This window comes from Phytoactinopolyspora limicola (assembly GCF_011320225.1).
Lineage (GTDB): Bacteria > Actinomycetota > Actinomycetes > Jiangellales > Jiangellaceae > Phytoactinopolyspora > Phytoactinopolyspora limicola.
Genome location: NZ_JAAOEN010000020.1, coordinates 46,021 through 60,719 on the forward strand (window position 1 = coordinate 46,021; position 14,699 = coordinate 60,719).

Below are 14,699 nucleotides of genomic sequence, written 5' to 3' on the forward strand. Positions count from 1 at the left end.
CCTCCCACTGGGGGGCGTCGATTCCGCGCCGCATCATCGATGCCCCCTCCCGCGTAGCTTCTTGCGTTCGATGAGTTCCTGTTGAAGATCACTCAGGGGGGCTCCGGCCGCATCGCGGTGGATCCGATTCCACGTGCCGTCGGGCTCCAGGTGCCACGCCGCGGTGCTGGGATCGAAGGCCAGATCGAACAAGGCGGAGAGATCGTCGAGATGTTGCTGCCGAACCAGCCGGACCAGCACCTCGACCCGCCGGTCCAGGTTGCGGTGCATGAGGTCGGCCGACCCGATCCAGTACTCGGGTTCGCCGCCGTTCTCGAACGCCAGGATCCGCGAATGTTCGAGGAAACGACCGAGGGTGCTGATCACCCGGATGTTGTCCGATAGGCCAGATACGCCGGCGCGCAGGCTACAGATGCCGCGGACCCACACGTCAGCCGGCACACCCGCCTCCGATGCCTCGTAGAGCGCGTCGACGATGACTTCGTCCACCAACGAGTTCAGCTTCAACCGGATCCGCGCCGGCCGCCCCGCGCGATGGTGCTCGACCTCACGGTGGATACGTTCCAGGAGTCCGGGCCGCAGCGAGTGCGGGGCGACGAGCAGCCGTTTGTACTCAGGCTCGATCGAATAGCCGGACAGGCTGTTGAAGAGGTGGTTGACGTCTTCGGCGACGTCGGCGTCGGCCGTGAGCAGGCCGAGGTCCTCATAGAGCCGGGCAGTCTTCGGATGGTAGTTGCCGGTGCCGATATGGCTGTAGCGGCGGATACCACCGGCTTCGTCGCGTACCACCAGGCACAGCTTGCAGTGGGTCTTCAGACCGACCAGGCCGTAGACGACGTGGACGCCGGCTTGTTCGAGCTTGCGGGCCCACGTGATATTGGCTTGCTCATCGAACCTGGCCTTGATCTCGACCAGGGCTAGGACCTGCTTGCCGGACTCGGCGGCGTCCACCAACGCGTCGACGATAGGGGAGTCGCCGCTGGTCCGATAGAGCGTCTGCTTGATGCCGAGCACGTGGGGATCGGCGGCGGCCTGCTCGATGAACCGTTGCACGCTCGTCGAGAAGGAATCGTAAGGGTGATGGACCAGGACGTCGCCCTTGGAGATCGCCGCGAACATGTCGGCCGGGGCCGCGGACTCGACGTCCGGCAGGTCGCGGTGGGTTGCTGGCAGGAACGGCCGGTATTTCAGCTCGGCCCGGTCGAGGTCGGCGATTCCGCTCAGGCCGGTGAGGTCGAGCGGGCCGGGTAAAGAGAACGTCTCCTGGTGGGTGACGCCGAGCTCACGTTGGAGCAGATCGAGGACGTGCGGGTCGACGGTGTCTTCGACCTCCAGCCGGACCGCCGGGCCGAACCGGCGCCGCATCAGCTCCCGTTCCATAGCGGTCAGGAGGTTTTCGGCGTCGTCCTCCTCGACCTCGAGGTCTTCGTTGCGAGTGACCCGGAACGTGTGGTGCTCCTGAACCTCCATTCCGGGGAACAGCAGAGCGAGGTGCGCGGCGATGACGTCCTCGAGCGGCACGAACCGCTGTTCGGCGACTGGTAGAAAGCGGGGGAAGTTGGGCGGCACCTTAACTCTGGCGAAGTGTTCGGTGTCGTTGAGAGGGTTGCGGACCATGACGGCGAGATTGAGCGAGAGCCCGGAGATGTAAGGGAACGGATGCGCCGGGTCTACCGCCAGAGGTGTCAGAACGGGGAAGATCCGCTCTTGGAACAGGGTCCGCACCCGGTCGTGTTCGTCGTCGTCGAGCTCGCCCCATCGGGCCAGCTCGATGTCTTCCTTGACCAGCGCTGGCAGCACGTCTTCGCGGAAACACCCGGATTGGCGCAGCATCAGCTCTCGGGTGCGCTCCAGGGTGCGCTCGAGGAGCCCGCGGGGGAGCAGCCCGCTGACCGCCGGAACGGCGACGCCGGCGGCGATGCGGCGCTTCAGCCCGGCCACCCGGACCATGTAGAACTCGTCGAGGTTGCTGGAGAAGATGGACAGGAAGCGGGTCCGCTCGAGCAGAGGAACGTCCGGGTCCTCGGCGAGCTCCAGCACGCGTGTGTTGAAGGCCAGCCAGGACAGCTCCCGGTCGAGGTAGCGTTCCTCCGCAGCGGGTTGTTCCGGGGCCATACGCACCATGGTGTCACGTCTGCGTTAACCGCAGGTAGCGCTCGTCGGTCCGATCCGCGACGACCGGCCCGGAAGGTGACCGACAGGTGTTCAACCCGTACGCCGGTACGCCACGTCGATAGCGTGGCGGCTGAAACCGAGGCGCTCGTACACGTGTAATGCGGCTGTGTTGTCTCCCTCGACGTACAGCATGATCTCCTCGACGCCGGGTTGCCGGGCCAGGTGGGTCAGTCCCACAGCGGTCAGATGCGAACCCAGGCCCGAGCCCTGCGCCGCTGGGGTCACGCCCAGGACGTACACCTCACCCAGCGGGGCGCTGTCCCCTTCCGCGAGATGCACCTTGGTCCAGTGGAACCCGAGCACCTGACCTTCGGCGTCGACAGCGAGGAAAAACCCCGCCGGGTCGAAGCTGGGATCGGACTGTGCGGCGCGGATGTCGGCGATGGTGCGGTGCCCCTGCTCCGGATGCCAGGAGAAGGCGGCGGCGTTGGCCGCCACCCACGCGGCTTCGTCCTGGCCCGGCACGAACGAGCGGATGGTCACGCCGTCCGGCGGTGTGGTTTCAGGCACTGCCAGGAGGGCCGGACGGCGCAGTTGAAGCAGCTCCCGGGCGCGTTCCAGGCCGGCGCGGCGCGCCAGGTCGCGGGCGGCGGGATGATCTCCGTGTGACCAAATCCACAGCTCTCCACTCGCTGTACTTAGGAGCTGCGACAGCAACGCCCGGCCGTGCCCTTGTCCTCGATGGTGCGGGGCGACCAGCAACTCGGCGGCTAGGCGGGTGCCTTGTCTGCCGGCGAAGGCGGCCCCGGCGAGCGGAGCGTTCCCGCCCCGCGGTGTGGCCTGGTCGACCGGGCGCAGGGCCAGTGCGATCTCAGTGGTGCCCGCCGCGGCGTGGTCCCAGAGATCGTCGGAGAACGGTGCCCGCCCGTCGGCGCGGCTGGCCTCGTCGGCGAGCGCCTGAACCTGGACGAGGGTGTCGTGATCGAAAACTGTGGCGTGGTCGATGTGCACGCGTGCATCATCTCCGATGTGGACCGCACTCCGGCACCGGCACGGTTCAGGTGTCGACGCGGACCGAGTCCAGGGCGACCGGGTTGGTGCGCCGTCGCTCAGCGGTTGAGTGGTGGTCGTCCGGCACGTCTACCACCGTCGACGCGGCCGCTTGCTGGCGTGATCCGCGTTGCTGGGGTGGCACGAACCGGTAGCCGACGTTGCGCACCGTGCCGATGAGCGACTCGTGTTCGGCACCCAGTTTGGCGCGCAGGCGCCGGACGTGGACATCGACCGTGCGGGTGCCCCCGAAGTAGTCATAACCCCAGACCTCCTGGAGCAGTTGTGCCCGGGTGAACACGCGACCTTGGTGTTGGGCGAGGAACTTCAACAGCTCGAACTCTTTGTAGGTCAGTTCCAGGACGCGGCGACCCACGCGGGCGGTATAGGTGGCCTCGTCGATGACGAGATCGCCGGATCGGATCTCATCGGGCTGGCTACCGCTGGCAGCGGCGAACCTGCCCTGCGCCAGGCGCAACCGCGCCTCGACCTCGGCCGGTCCCGCGGTGTCGAGGATGACGTCGTCGACACCCCATTCCGCCGTGATCGCGGCGAGGCCACCTTCGGTCACGATGGCCAGCAGTGGTGCCTCGATGCCTGTGGTGCGTAGCAGGCGGGTCAGGCTGCGCGCTTGGTTCAGGTCACGCCGGGCGTCAACGGCGACGATGTCGCCGGCGGGAGCGTCGAGCAGGGCAGACGCCTCGGCGGGCATGACCCGGGTGTCGTGAAGGAGCAGTCCGAGGGCGGGCAGGACCTCCTCGGGAGGTTCTGATGCGTGGGTGAGCAGGACGATGGTGGCCATATCTCGGTCTCCCTACGAACGCAAAAGGACCCGGGGAGCGCCCTCGCCCAGGTCCTAACTTGCCGAAAAGCATAACGAACCGTGGGGGAATCCGCCGAATCGGGACTCATGATGGGCCGTCGGAGCTGGTTGTGAAGCTTCGATGTGATGTGATGGCCCCATGGCGAAGGTCACGCTGCGTTACTGGGCCGCTCTGCGGGCAGCCGCCGGGGTGAGCGAAGACACCGTGGCTGCGGACACACTGGCCGAGGCGCTCATCGCCGCCCGCGCCATCCGGGAGCAACAGCCCCGGTTCGGCATCGTGCTGGACATCTGCGCGGTGGTCGTCGACGAGGTTCCGGTCGGGCGGAGGGACCCCGCAACGGTGTCGTTGAGTGATGGGTCGGTCGTCGATTTGCTGCCGCCGTTCGCGGGTGGCTGACAGGTGCAGGGGGTCCGTCCGGACATCCCGCAGGACATGAGGAGTATCTAGTGGCGGCGACGTCCGGTCCGCGACCGGCAACGGTTGTGGCGCACGTCACGCGGGGTGCGGGCAGGGATCGAGCGGCTGTTTCGCATGGTGGACAGGGCGGGAAAACGGGCCCGGGCTGACCAGGCAAATGCCGGTGATTGATCGGACTGTTGTCGAGTTGTTGCCTAACCGGCGGAAGCGGACAGAATCGGTCTGTAAGGATTGACGGGTGCCTTCTGCCCGGTATTCCGTGATCGCTGCTGCGTTGGCAGGAGTGCTGGCTCTGGCGTCGGCGTCCAGCGTGCAGTTGATGGCCGGAGGGCTCGCCGTCGTCCAGGTTGTGTTTGCGATGGGCGTCATCCGCTCCTCGGGTATGCACTCGGCGCGGCCCGCGGCCTGGCTTGGGCTGGCTGGCGGCTGGACGGTCCTGATCTGGATCGAGCGAAGCGGTACTCCGGAGTTGGCTCCGATGGTGATCGTGCTGGGGCCTGCGGTCCTCGTGGCGTTCGTGGTCCAACTGCTGCGCAAGGACGGCCGTCCCGGCTTGAACAGCGCGCTGGCACTGGTGGTCACCTCCTGTGTGCTCACCGCCCTACCCGCGGCCTGGCTGGCGGTGCGGGCTACCAGTGAGGGAGCGCAGATCGTCGGGTTGGCGCTGCTGGGAGTGGGGCTGGCCGCGTTGGCCGAGGTCCTGCCGATCTCGCGGGCGGTGCGCCGCGTGCTGGGAGTGCTGCTCGCCGCCGTCGGCGCCGCCGTTATGGGTGTGCTGGTCGACTCCGTGGGTGATGCCGTGCTGCCCGTCAGCGGTGTGGTGATAGCCGCGTTCGCTGGGGTGATGGCGGCGGTGACGTTCGCGATCGCCGACCGGCTGGCCGGGGAGGCCGGCCCGGTCGACGAACCCGTCCTGGTCGCGGTGCCCGAAGACGTCACTGTCCCAGACCTCCCAGCGGTCGGCCACGGCGGCGAGACCACGGCCGAGCCCGAGGCGCAGGTTGGTGCGTATTCACCCGCCGCGGCTCCGGCGAGGGTCGTGGCCGCCTCCATCGTTCCGCTGCGTATCGCCGCCCCTTTCGTCGCGGCCGCCCCGACCGCGTACGTACTAGGCCGGCTCCTGGTCGGTTGATCTGGCGCCATGGCGGTTAGCCGCGCTTGGGGGCTGCCGCCGCGAGCTGGCTTCGCTAGTCGGAACAACCACCGGCGGCTCGGGGTTGTACGCGTCATGATCGAGGGTGTCGTTGTCGTGGCCGCCGTGTTGGTGGTTGCGACGATCTTCGGGCTGTGGCACCGCCGGCGTGATGGCGCGGTGCGCACCATGGGAGATGGTGGTGATGAGCGGCCCGCCTTGGTTGGTGCCGATCTGGGTGTCGAACTCGGCGCCAGGGCCACGCTCGTCCAGTTTTCGTCCGCGTTTTGCCAGCCGTGCCGGGCCGTCCGTGGCCGGCTGGCCCACGTGGCGGATCAGGTCGACGGCGTCCGTCATGTCGAGATCGACGCCGAACGCAACCTTGATCTGGTGCGGCGCTTGGGCATCGTCAAAACCCCCACCACGCTTGTGCTGGATGGCGCTGGGCGAATCGTCGCGCGGGCGTCTGGTGTCCCTAGCCTGGACGACGTCCACGCCGCGTTGCCGGCGACGTGAGGCGGGGCCCGCGTTGGGGAGTCGATCAGAGCCGTGTGCTGAACTCGTTCCCGCGACGTGAGACTTGTTGTCTTGAAATATGAGACCGGGTGTGACGAATGCACGTTTGGGGCTTAGTCTCGGTGACGTGTTTCACGCAGAGCTGACTCGACGTCGCGCCATTGATTACCGGCGCGTGTCCACCATGCTCTGTATGTCCTGACGGGAGCGGCCGGCCGGCGCGCAGCGTGGTCATTCTGCCCGCTCCCTTACGTGTGCGCCTATTCCCCGGCCCGTCCACGTCAGGAGATCTCTACCATGATCGATCCACGAGGCCCCCGTTTCGCCGCGGCGATCACGACCGTCGTGCTCGCTGTCGTGTTGATCACCGGTAACCCTTGGGTACTCGCTGTGCAGGCCGTGGTCTTCGCCATTGGCGCGGGCTGGGGTCCTGCGGCATCGCCCTACGGTTTGCTGTATGCCCGATTGGTCCGACCGCGCCTCGGTCCACCGGGAGAGCTCGAAGACGCCGCGCCGCCGCGATTTGCCCAGGCCGTCGGACTCTTGTTCGCCATCGTCGGTTTGGTCGGGTTCGTCGCGGGGGCGACGGTGCTGGCCTACATCGCCGTCGGGGCGGCGCTGGCGGCGGCATTCCTCAACGCAGCCTTCGGCCTCTGCCTGGGGTGCGAGGTCTATTTGGCGTATCGCCGCATCGTTTCCGCCCGAAGTTCCAACAACACACCACCGGAGGTCTCTCCATGAGCCGCGAGTCCGTCCTTGTCTCGGCCGACTGGGTCGAGCAAAAGCTGGACGACCCCAAGGTCGTCCTCGTCGAGGTAGACGAGGACACCACCGCCTACGACAAGAACCACATCCGGGGCGCCCTCAGGGTCAACTGGAACACCGACCTGAAAGACCAGGTGCGGCGGGACCTAGTCAACAAGGAGCAGTTCGAGGCGTTGCTGTCTCGGTTGGGCATCAGCCCGGACGACACCGTGATCCTCTACGGCGGCAACAACAACTGGTTCGCCGCGTACGCCTACTGGCAGTTCAAGCTGTTCGGCCACGCCGATGTGCGGCTCCTCGACGGCGGCCGGAAGAAGTGGGAACTAGACAACCGCGAGCTCGTCGAAGACGTTCCCGAGCGCGCCGCCACGCAGTACGTCGCACAAGAAGCGGACAACACGATCCGTGCCTTCCGCGACGAGGTTGTCGCATCGATCGGCGCCCAGAACCTCGTCGACGTCCGTTCGCCAGACGAGTACGCCGGCCGCCTACTGGCGCCGGCGCACCTTCCGCAAGAGGTCTCCCAGGTTCCGGGGCACATTCCCACCGCCGCCAACATCCCGTGGAGCAAGGCGGCCAACGACGACGGCACGTTCCGCTCCGACGACGAACTGCGGGAGCTCTACGCGGCTGAGGGTGTCGACCTGAACAAGGACACCATCGCCTACTGCCGGATCGGCGAGCGTTCGTCGCACACGTGGTTCGTGCTCCGCGAGCTGCTCGGCGTGCAGAACGTCAAGAACTACGACGGTTCGTGGACCGAGTACGGCTCGCTGGTCGGAGTACCGGTTGCGGTCGGCGACGAGCCCGGGGAGGTCTGAGCCCATGTGTGGTGCCACGACGGGCGGTGTGTCGCTCGATGGTGTGGATCTGAGCAAGGAGACGGTCATCCAGGGCGTCGTGTTCCGTGACGACGCGCCACTCGCCGGCGCCTACGTCCGGCTGCTGGACTCCACCGGTGAGTTCACCGCCGAGGTGCCGACGAGTACCACTGGCCAGTTCCGGTTCTTCGCCGGGCCCGGCCAGTGGACGGTGCGGACTCTGGCTCCCGGCGCTGAGCCGGTGGACCGGTCGATCCATGCATCCAGAGGCGCGATCAACTCCGTGGACGTCATCGTCGCCTGATCTCCGTTTGTTCACCTGATCTCCGTTTGTTCACCTGATCGCGTGCGTGCGAGCGATCAGGTGAACAACTCGGTCCATCGGGGGCCGGGACGGCATCTGATCGCGTCTCATCTTCCGGACGCCAATGGATCAGATGCACATTTGCCGGGACACGGGCCGTTGGTGCATCTGATCGCCTCCAACGGGTTCAGTAGACGAGTGCTTGGCGGCGCACTGCGCTACCGCCAGATGGTGTTATGAGCCGGATTAGGGCGTTAACGCCATCTGGCGGTAGCGGAGTCCGGGGTAAATAACAGGGTCCCCACCGCCTGGGAAGCATGCCGCCCTCCGGGGCGACAGTAAGGAGCCTTGCTGCGGCATCCGCCCTGGGCACAAGGAGGCTTGTTGTCGCCGGGGCAACAACAAGGAGGCTTACTGCGCACGGCGGCGTGCCGTGAGGAAGCTTGTTGCGGTCGGCCGGGGGCGGGTGTCGCCAGAATGTACGCGGAGACCGACAGGCACCACGAGCACGACGGACGCGATGAACGCGGTCAAGTCGGGTCACGTGTTTCTGATTGATATTCGACGGACCGCGTCGGTGTGAGCGATCAGGTGAACAACTCGGTCCATCGGGGGCCGGGGCGGCATCTGATCGCGTCTCACCTTCCGGACGCCAATGGATCAGATGCACATTTGCCGGGCTGCGGGCCGTTGGTGCATCTGATCGCCCTCAGGGTTCAGTAGACGAGGGCTTGAACGTCGTCGGAGAGTATCTCTTCGACGAATGTCGCGGCTCCGGCGATACGGATACCCGGCAGGACGTCGTCGGGGCCGATGTCCCGACGGGCGGCACACTGCGTACACAGTGTTACCCGGCCGCCGACCAGCAGGCTGGCCAGGAGGTCGGGCAGCGGGGCAGCGTGTGGAAGCTCGAACTCACCGGCCCGGTCCGGTAAGGCGAACCAGGCGGATTCACCGGTCAGCCAAAGTGAAACGTCGGCGCCATTGGCAAGGGCTGTGGCCGCCACCGTGAACGCCTGCGAGCAGCGTTCCGGTGCGTCGGCCCCCGCGGTCACCTTAACGACGAGGGTGTGAGGCATAACCCCACGATAGGCCGCTGCACCGAAAGCCTCGGTGCCCGGCCGGGCGCGGCGCCCGAGGCGCACCTCGACGGAACCAAAACTGGAGTTTCGTCAGACCGATGGCGGAGCCTACGGGCGGTACCGATAGAATCGGGCCCGTGCTGGAATTAGTCTTCACTGGCCTGATGGTGCTGGTGGCCATCGGCTCCGGGTTAATGGCGTTGCTGGTCGTGCTCAGACTGTTCAAGGGCCAGGCCTGATCCCGTCGATGCCCGCCATGACCCCCGGATGCCGCGAACGAGGTCGTCGCCCATGATCGAAGTCCCGGACGATCTCCATCCGGACTGTGTGCCGATCGCCTGGTTGCTCGGACGGTGGGAGGGGGCTGGGATTGGGGATTACCCCACGATCGAGGCATTCAGATTCGGCCAAGAGGTCGAGTTCACCTACGTGCCCGGCCGGCCGTTCCTTTCCTATACGAGCCGCAGCTGGATTCTCGACGACGACGGTAACCTCGTTCGGCCGGCCGCCCGCGAGACAGGTTATTGGCGCCCGCAGGCCGATCAGGAACTCGAGGTCCTGCTGACCCATCCCACCGGGTTCGTCGAGGTGTATCTCGGTCGGATCGAGCCGGCCCGGGTCGAGCTGGCCACCCGCGGGGTGTTGAAGACCGAGACGGCCAAGGATTACCGCAGCGGCCACCGGCTGTACGGGCTGGTCGACGGAAGCCTCATGTACGTCTACGAGATGTCCGCCATGGGGCAGGACCTTCAGCCACACCTGTCCGCGGAGCTCAAACGGGTCACCGGAGGGTCGCAGGCCGCGGACTGAACACTCGGAGCGGTATTTCCACGGTTCCGGGATGGTCGAAGCCTGGTCCGGTGTTGCATATGGTCGTGAGTGTGAATCCGATCTATCGCAGCCCGTTCCTGGACGTTCCCGGCGCGGTCGAAGGCGCTGCCCCCGATCAAGGCGTCGCCGCCCACTACGGTGACCCGTTGCGCGAGCAGCGTCGCCTGGCCGCTGGCACCGGGGCGGTGGACTTATCGCACCGTGCCGTGGTCCGCGTGTCCGGCCCGGACCGTTTGACGTGGCTGCATCAGCTCACGACTCAGCATCTGGAACTGTTGGAGCCGGGGCAGGCGACAACGGCGCTCGTGCTGGATGCTCATGGCCGGGTGGAGCACGCCATGTACGGAGTCGACGACGGCGCGGCGATCTGGTTCCACGTCGAACCCGGCACGGCCGAACCGTTGGTGCGGTACCTCGACTCGATGCGGTTCTGGTCACAGGTCGAGGTAGAAGACGTCACGGCCGACTTCGCCATCGTGTGGGAGCCGGTCAGCGAGCCGGCGGAGCACCTGAGCCGGATCACCAGCCGGGGCCGCGACGTGTTCGTGCCGCGAACCGAGGTAGCCGGCTACGTGAACCACGACACGTTGGCAGGTACGTGGGCCCACGAGGCGCTTCGGATCGAAGCTCACGAGGCGCGGTTGGGGTTCGATACCGATGAGCGCACCATCCCGCACGAGGTTGGCTGGATCGGGTCGGCCGTTCACCTCGACAAGGGCTGCTATCGCGGTCAGGAGACCGTGGCCCGGGTGCACACCCTGGGCCGCCCTCCACGCCGGTTGGTGTTGCTGCATCTCGATGGGTCGGTCGATCACCTGCCGGAGCATGGCGACGACGTACGAGCCGGTGAGCGGACCGTTGGCTACGTGGGTTCGGCGGCCCGCCATCACGAGCTGGGTCCGATCGCGCTGGCGGTAGTGAAGCGGAACGTGCCGGTCGACGCCGCGCTGGAAGCGGGTGGTGTCGCCGCAGCGCAGGAGACGGTTGTGGATCCTGAGATCGGGCTGCACGTGCGCCCACAGCTGCGCTGACCACACACTGTTGCCACGTCAGTTGTCAGGCCGGACAGGTTGGTGACCTGGGGGCGGAACCCGGTTGGCCAGCGGCGGGTCACATGTCGATGATCAGCGTGACCGGGCCGTCGTTGACCAGGCTCACCTTCATGTCGGCACCGAACACACCCGTCTCGACGCGGGCTCCGACGTCCCGCAACGCCGCCGCGAACGCCTCGAGCAAGGGCTCCGAGACCGGTCCAGGTGCGGCCGCGCCCCACGACGGGCGGCGGCCTTTGCGGGTATCGGCGTAGAGGGTGAACTGGCTGACCACCAGGATCGGCGCACCGATGTCGGACGCGGACTTCTCGTCGGCGAGAATCCGCAGCCCCCAGATCTTGCTGGCCAGTTTGCGCGCCGTACTGTCGTCGTCGTCGTGAGCGACACCGACCAGAACAAGAAGACCTTGCCGGCGTGCTGGATCGTCGACGTCGGCCGGGAGGCTGCTGGCCGGATCGATGGAACCGACCACCTGTCCGTTGACCTGAACCGATGCTGACGTCACACGTTGGATTACCGCTCGCACGCGGTCGATCCTGCCATCCCGTGGACCGCTCGCGTCACGGTGGGCTCGGTGCGTTTCACGGTGCGACGAGCCATGGGGACGCGACGTCCGTAATCCGCCGGATCGACCGCCCCGGTGTTGTCAGGATCGAGGTATGGAAACTGTTATCGCTGGAAAGCTCACGGATCTCACAGCCTTCGTCACTGGTGGAGGCCGGGGCATCGGCGCGGCCATCGCACGACGTCTCGCCACCGAGGGGGCCAACGTCGCGTTCACCTATCACCAGGACGACGCTAGCGCTGCCCGAACGGTGCAGGAAATCGAAGCCCACGGCACCAAGGCCCTGGCTATTCGGGTTGACAGCGCTGACGCCGCGGCCCTTGTAGCGGCGATCAAGCGAACGGCCGCCGCCTTCGGCCGGTTGGATGTCCTCGTCAACAACGCGGCTGTGTACCCGGTCATGCCGGCCGCCGACGCTGAGCTGGCCGATGTTGACCGTACCCTTGCGGTCAACGTGCGTGCTCCGTATATGGCGGCGGCCGCCGCGGCCGAACTCATGGGCGACGGCGGGCGGATCGTGAACATCGGCAGCCTTGTCGCCGAGTTCACGCCGTTCCCCGGCCATGGACTCTACTCGATGAGCAAGACCGCACTGGTCGGGTTGACCAAGGGGTTGGCCCGGGAGTTGGGTCCGCGCGGGATCACCGTCAACATCGTGCATCCCGGTCCGACCGACACCGAACTCAATCCCGCCGACGGGCCGCACGCCGAGACGATCCGGGGTTTCAGTGCACTTGGCCGGTACGGCGAGCCTGCGGAGGTGGCGTCGATGGTGGCGCATCTCGCAAGCGACGAGGCGGCTTATGTGACCGGGGCGTCGATCGTCGTCGACGGCGGGTTCACCGCGTAGCTGAAACCGGGTGGGCGCTGCCCGGATGGGGGCGCCCGCCGGCTCACGTCACGCCGGGCAGTGTGCGACCATCGTCGGCGTGACAGCGGACCCAGTGGTGTTGGCCGAGGTAGTCAGGTCGGGCATGGTCGAGTCGCGGCATCGTGGCTCGGTGGTGGCTCTCGACGTCGATGGATCGATCGCCTACGAACTAGGCGACCCAGCAGCCCCCATGTTTCCCCGTTCGGCCAGCAAACCGGTTCAGGCCGCCGCCATGGTCGGGTGCGGACTGGTGGTGGACGAGGATTTGCTGGCCTTGGCCGCGGCGAGCCACTCGGGGGAGGAGTTCCACCTGACTGGCGTCCGCCGGATCCTGGGCGAGGCCGGACTCGACGAGTCCGCGTTGCGGAACACACCCGACTGGCCCTTGGGTGTCGCCGCCCGGGAGGCCGCCATTCTCCGTGGTGAACGGCCATCGTCTCTCGCGCAGAACTGCTCCGGAAAGCACGGCGCCATGGTGGCTACCTGTGTGGCCCGAGGATGGCCTATCGAGAGCTACCTCGACCCCGAACACCCACTGCAGCGGGCCATCGCGGATACGCTGGCCGGCTTCGCTGGCGAGTCCCCGGCCGGCATGGCGGTCGACGGCTGTGGAGCACCGCTGATCGCCTTCACCCTGACGGGCGTCGCCCGGATGTTCAGGGCGCTGGTGCTCGCGGCTCCCGGCACACCGGGACGGCAGGTGGTCGACGCCATGCAGGCTCACCCGGAGACGGTCAGCGGTACCGACCGCGACGAAGCACGGCTCCTGCGTGGGATACCTGGCCTGGTCGCGAAGTCCGGGGCGGAGGCAGTATTTGCGACGGCACTCGACGACGGCCGCGCGATCGCGGTGAAGATCGATGACGGCGGATCGCGGGCCAGCGTAGTGGTGGCGGCGACGGCGCTGCGCCGACTGGGGCTGCGGGCGCCGGTTCTGGACGAGCTGGCCACCATTCCCGTGCTCGGCGGTGGCCGCCCGGTTGGTGAGATCCGCGCGTCGGCAGGGTGGAGCACGTCGTGATCATCAGCGTCGCACGTTGAGCACCACCGAACGCAGCAGCAGCATCATTCCCAGGGCGAGTGCCCCGAGCGCCACCAGCCGTGGTGGTAGCGACAACGCCAGGCCCACACACATGACCAGGCCGAGTCCGGACAGCCAGCGCGGCCAACGCCGTTCGTTCGGTGCCAGCCGCCACGCGGCGAGGTTGGCGACGGCGTAGTACACAAGGATCGCGAACGCGCTGATGGACAGCGTTTGGACGAGATCGCCCGACAGTACGGCGATCGCCGTCACGATCCCGGCGCCCAACTCTGCCACGTATGGGACCTTGCGGACCGGATGCACCGCCGCCAGCGGCCGCGGCAGGTCGCCTTCGGCCGCCATGGCGAACGACGTGCGGCCGACCCCGGCGAGTAACGACAACAACGCGCCCAGGGCGGCTACGCCGGCCGCCGCGGTGACCACCGGCACCAGCCAGCCGGCGTCGACGGTGTCAGCGACGGCCCGCAGCGGCTGCTCCGTAGCGGCCGTTCCCTCGGCCCCGAGGACGGCGAGGACGACGGCTCCGATGGCGAAGTACAGGACGAGGACGAGGGCCAGGCCGATCGTTACGGCCCGGGGGATGGATCGGGCGGGGTCCCGGACTTCTTCGCCGAGGACGGTGATGCGCGCATATCCGGCGAAGGCGTAGAAGAGCACGGCTGCCGAGCCGAGGACGCCGAGCGGGGTGACGGCGTCGAGTGGGGTGGTGGTGACCAACGGCTCGTTCTCCGCGCCGGCTAAGCCCGTAACAGCCACGACCACCAGGACCGCGACGACGCCGATCAGGATGACCCGGGCGGTGCGGACGGTCTTTTGTACCCCGGCGAGGTTGATGGCGGTGAGCAGAGTTACCGCCGCCAGGGCGACGACGACGGCGTGCCGCGGCCACAAGTAGGTCCCGACCGCCAGAGCCGCCGTGGCGCACGAGGCGATCTTGCCGACGACGAAGGCGTAGCCCGCCAACGCACCCCAACGCGGGCCGAGGCGTTCGCGGCCATAGTGGTAGGCGCCGCCGGCCCTGGGGTGAACGGCGGCCAACTGGGCCGTCGACGTGGCATTGCAGAAGGCGGCGACGGCAGCGATGCCGAGCCCGAGCAGCAGCCAGGAACCCGCCTTCTCGGCCGCGGGCTGCCAGACGACGAACACGCCGGTACCGATCATGGCGCCGAGGCCGATGACGACCGCGTCGGCCGTGCCGAGTTGTCGCGAGAGCCTGGACTCCGGTGGGGTCACGTACCCATTCTTTCCCACGTCCTGATCGCCTCCGAGGTGGCACGGTGTATTCGTCGTCATGTCGCCGGACAGTCAC

General features: G+C 67.3%; 16 protein-coding genes. 10 read left to right on the forward strand and 6 right to left on the reverse strand.

What is annotated here, in order from left to right:
• Positions 1-33 precede the first annotated feature (33 nt).
• From G8760_RS26400 to G8760_RS26410, 3 genes are all read right to left on the reverse strand, one after another.
• A complete protein-coding gene (locus G8760_RS26400; protein ID WP_246222694.1) occupies positions 34-2,115 on the reverse strand; it encodes an RNA degradosome polyphosphate kinase in 2,082 nt (693 codons plus the stop codon).
• Between the two features lie 90 nt (positions 2,116-2,205).
• Entirely contained in the window at positions 2,206-3,126 is a 921-nt protein-coding gene (gene mshD / locus G8760_RS26405) for a mycothiol synthase (protein WP_207782753.1), read from the reverse strand.
• Positions 3,127-3,172: 46 nt separating this feature from the next.
• Positions 3,173-3,967, reverse strand: coding sequence for a winged helix-turn-helix transcriptional regulator (locus G8760_RS26410; RefSeq protein WP_166355834.1), 795 nt, complete (start codon positions 3,965-3,967; stop codon positions 3,173-3,175).
• A gap of 160 nt (positions 3,968-4,127) precedes the next feature.
• Here G8760_RS26410 and G8760_RS26415 point away from each other — a divergent pair, with 160 nt between their 5' ends.
• From G8760_RS26415 to G8760_RS26440, 6 genes are all read left to right on the forward strand, one after another.
• The gene (locus G8760_RS26415) at positions 4,128-4,388 is read left to right on the forward strand and encodes a MoaD/ThiS family protein (protein ID WP_207782754.1); all 261 of its coding nucleotides are present in this window, start codon (positions 4,128-4,130) and stop codon (positions 4,386-4,388) included.
• A gap of 259 nt (positions 4,389-4,647) precedes the next feature.
• Entirely contained in the window at positions 4,648-5,541 is an 894-nt protein-coding gene (locus G8760_RS26420) for a hypothetical protein (protein WP_166355835.1), read from the forward strand.
• Between the two features lie 99 nt (positions 5,542-5,640).
• On the forward strand, positions 5,641-6,057 hold the full coding sequence (locus tag G8760_RS26425) for a thioredoxin domain-containing protein (RefSeq protein WP_166355882.1): 417 nt from the start codon (positions 5,641-5,643) through the stop codon (positions 6,055-6,057).
• A gap of 297 nt (positions 6,058-6,354) precedes the next feature.
• Positions 6,355-6,798, forward strand: coding sequence for a DUF4395 domain-containing protein (locus G8760_RS26430; RefSeq protein WP_166355836.1), 444 nt, complete (start codon positions 6,355-6,357; stop codon positions 6,796-6,798).
• The gene (locus G8760_RS26435) at positions 6,795-7,643 is read left to right on the forward strand and encodes a sulfurtransferase (RefSeq protein WP_166355837.1); all 849 of its coding nucleotides are present in this window, start codon (positions 6,795-6,797) and stop codon (positions 7,641-7,643) included. Before G8760_RS26430 ends, G8760_RS26435 begins: the two co-directional genes overlap by 4 nt.
• Positions 7,644-7,647: 4 nt before the next feature.
• The gene (locus tag G8760_RS26440; RefSeq protein ID WP_166355838.1) at positions 7,648-7,947 is read left to right on the forward strand and encodes a DUF1416 domain-containing protein; all 300 of its coding nucleotides are present in this window, start codon (positions 7,648-7,650) and stop codon (positions 7,945-7,947) included.
• Positions 7,948-8,663: 716 nt separating this feature from the next.
• Here G8760_RS26440 and G8760_RS26445 read toward each other — a convergent pair.
• A complete protein-coding gene (locus G8760_RS26445; protein WP_166355839.1) occupies positions 8,664-9,026 on the reverse strand; it encodes a DsrE family protein in 363 nt (120 codons plus the stop codon).
• A gap of 294 nt (positions 9,027-9,320) precedes the next feature.
• Here G8760_RS26445 and G8760_RS26450 point away from each other — a divergent pair, with 294 nt between their 5' ends.
• Positions 9,321-9,839, forward strand: coding sequence for a heme-binding beta-barrel domain-containing protein (locus G8760_RS26450; RefSeq protein WP_166355840.1), 519 nt, complete (start codon positions 9,321-9,323; stop codon positions 9,837-9,839).
• A gap of 71 nt (positions 9,840-9,910) precedes the next feature.
• A complete protein-coding gene (ygfZ, locus tag G8760_RS26455) occupies positions 9,911-10,891 on the forward strand; it encodes a CAF17-like 4Fe-4S cluster assembly/insertion protein YgfZ (protein WP_211199017.1) in 981 nt (326 codons plus the stop codon).
• A gap of 79 nt (positions 10,892-10,970) precedes the next feature.
• Here ygfZ and dtd read toward each other — a convergent pair whose 3' ends face one another.
• Positions 10,971-11,438, reverse strand: a complete 468-nt coding sequence (gene dtd / locus G8760_RS26460; protein ID WP_166355842.1) for a D-aminoacyl-tRNA deacylase — start codon at positions 11,436-11,438, stop codon at positions 10,971-10,973.
• Between the two features lie 133 nt (positions 11,439-11,571).
• Here dtd and G8760_RS26465 point away from each other — a divergent pair, with 133 nt between their 5' ends.
• Positions 11,572-12,327, forward strand: coding sequence for an SDR family NAD(P)-dependent oxidoreductase (locus tag G8760_RS26465; protein ID WP_166355843.1), 756 nt, complete (start codon positions 11,572-11,574; stop codon positions 12,325-12,327).
• Between the two features lie 79 nt (positions 12,328-12,406).
• Entirely contained in the window at positions 12,407-13,369 is a 963-nt protein-coding gene (locus G8760_RS26470; RefSeq protein WP_211199018.1) for an asparaginase, read from the forward strand.
• A 3-nt stretch (positions 13,370-13,372) separates the two neighbouring features.
• On the opposite strand, the gene G8760_RS26475 is transcribed toward G8760_RS26470, so the two are convergent.
• A complete protein-coding gene (locus G8760_RS26475) occupies positions 13,373-14,623 on the reverse strand; it encodes an APC family permease (protein WP_166355844.1) in 1,251 nt (416 codons plus the stop codon).
• Between the last annotated feature and the right edge of the window lie 76 nt (positions 14,624-14,699).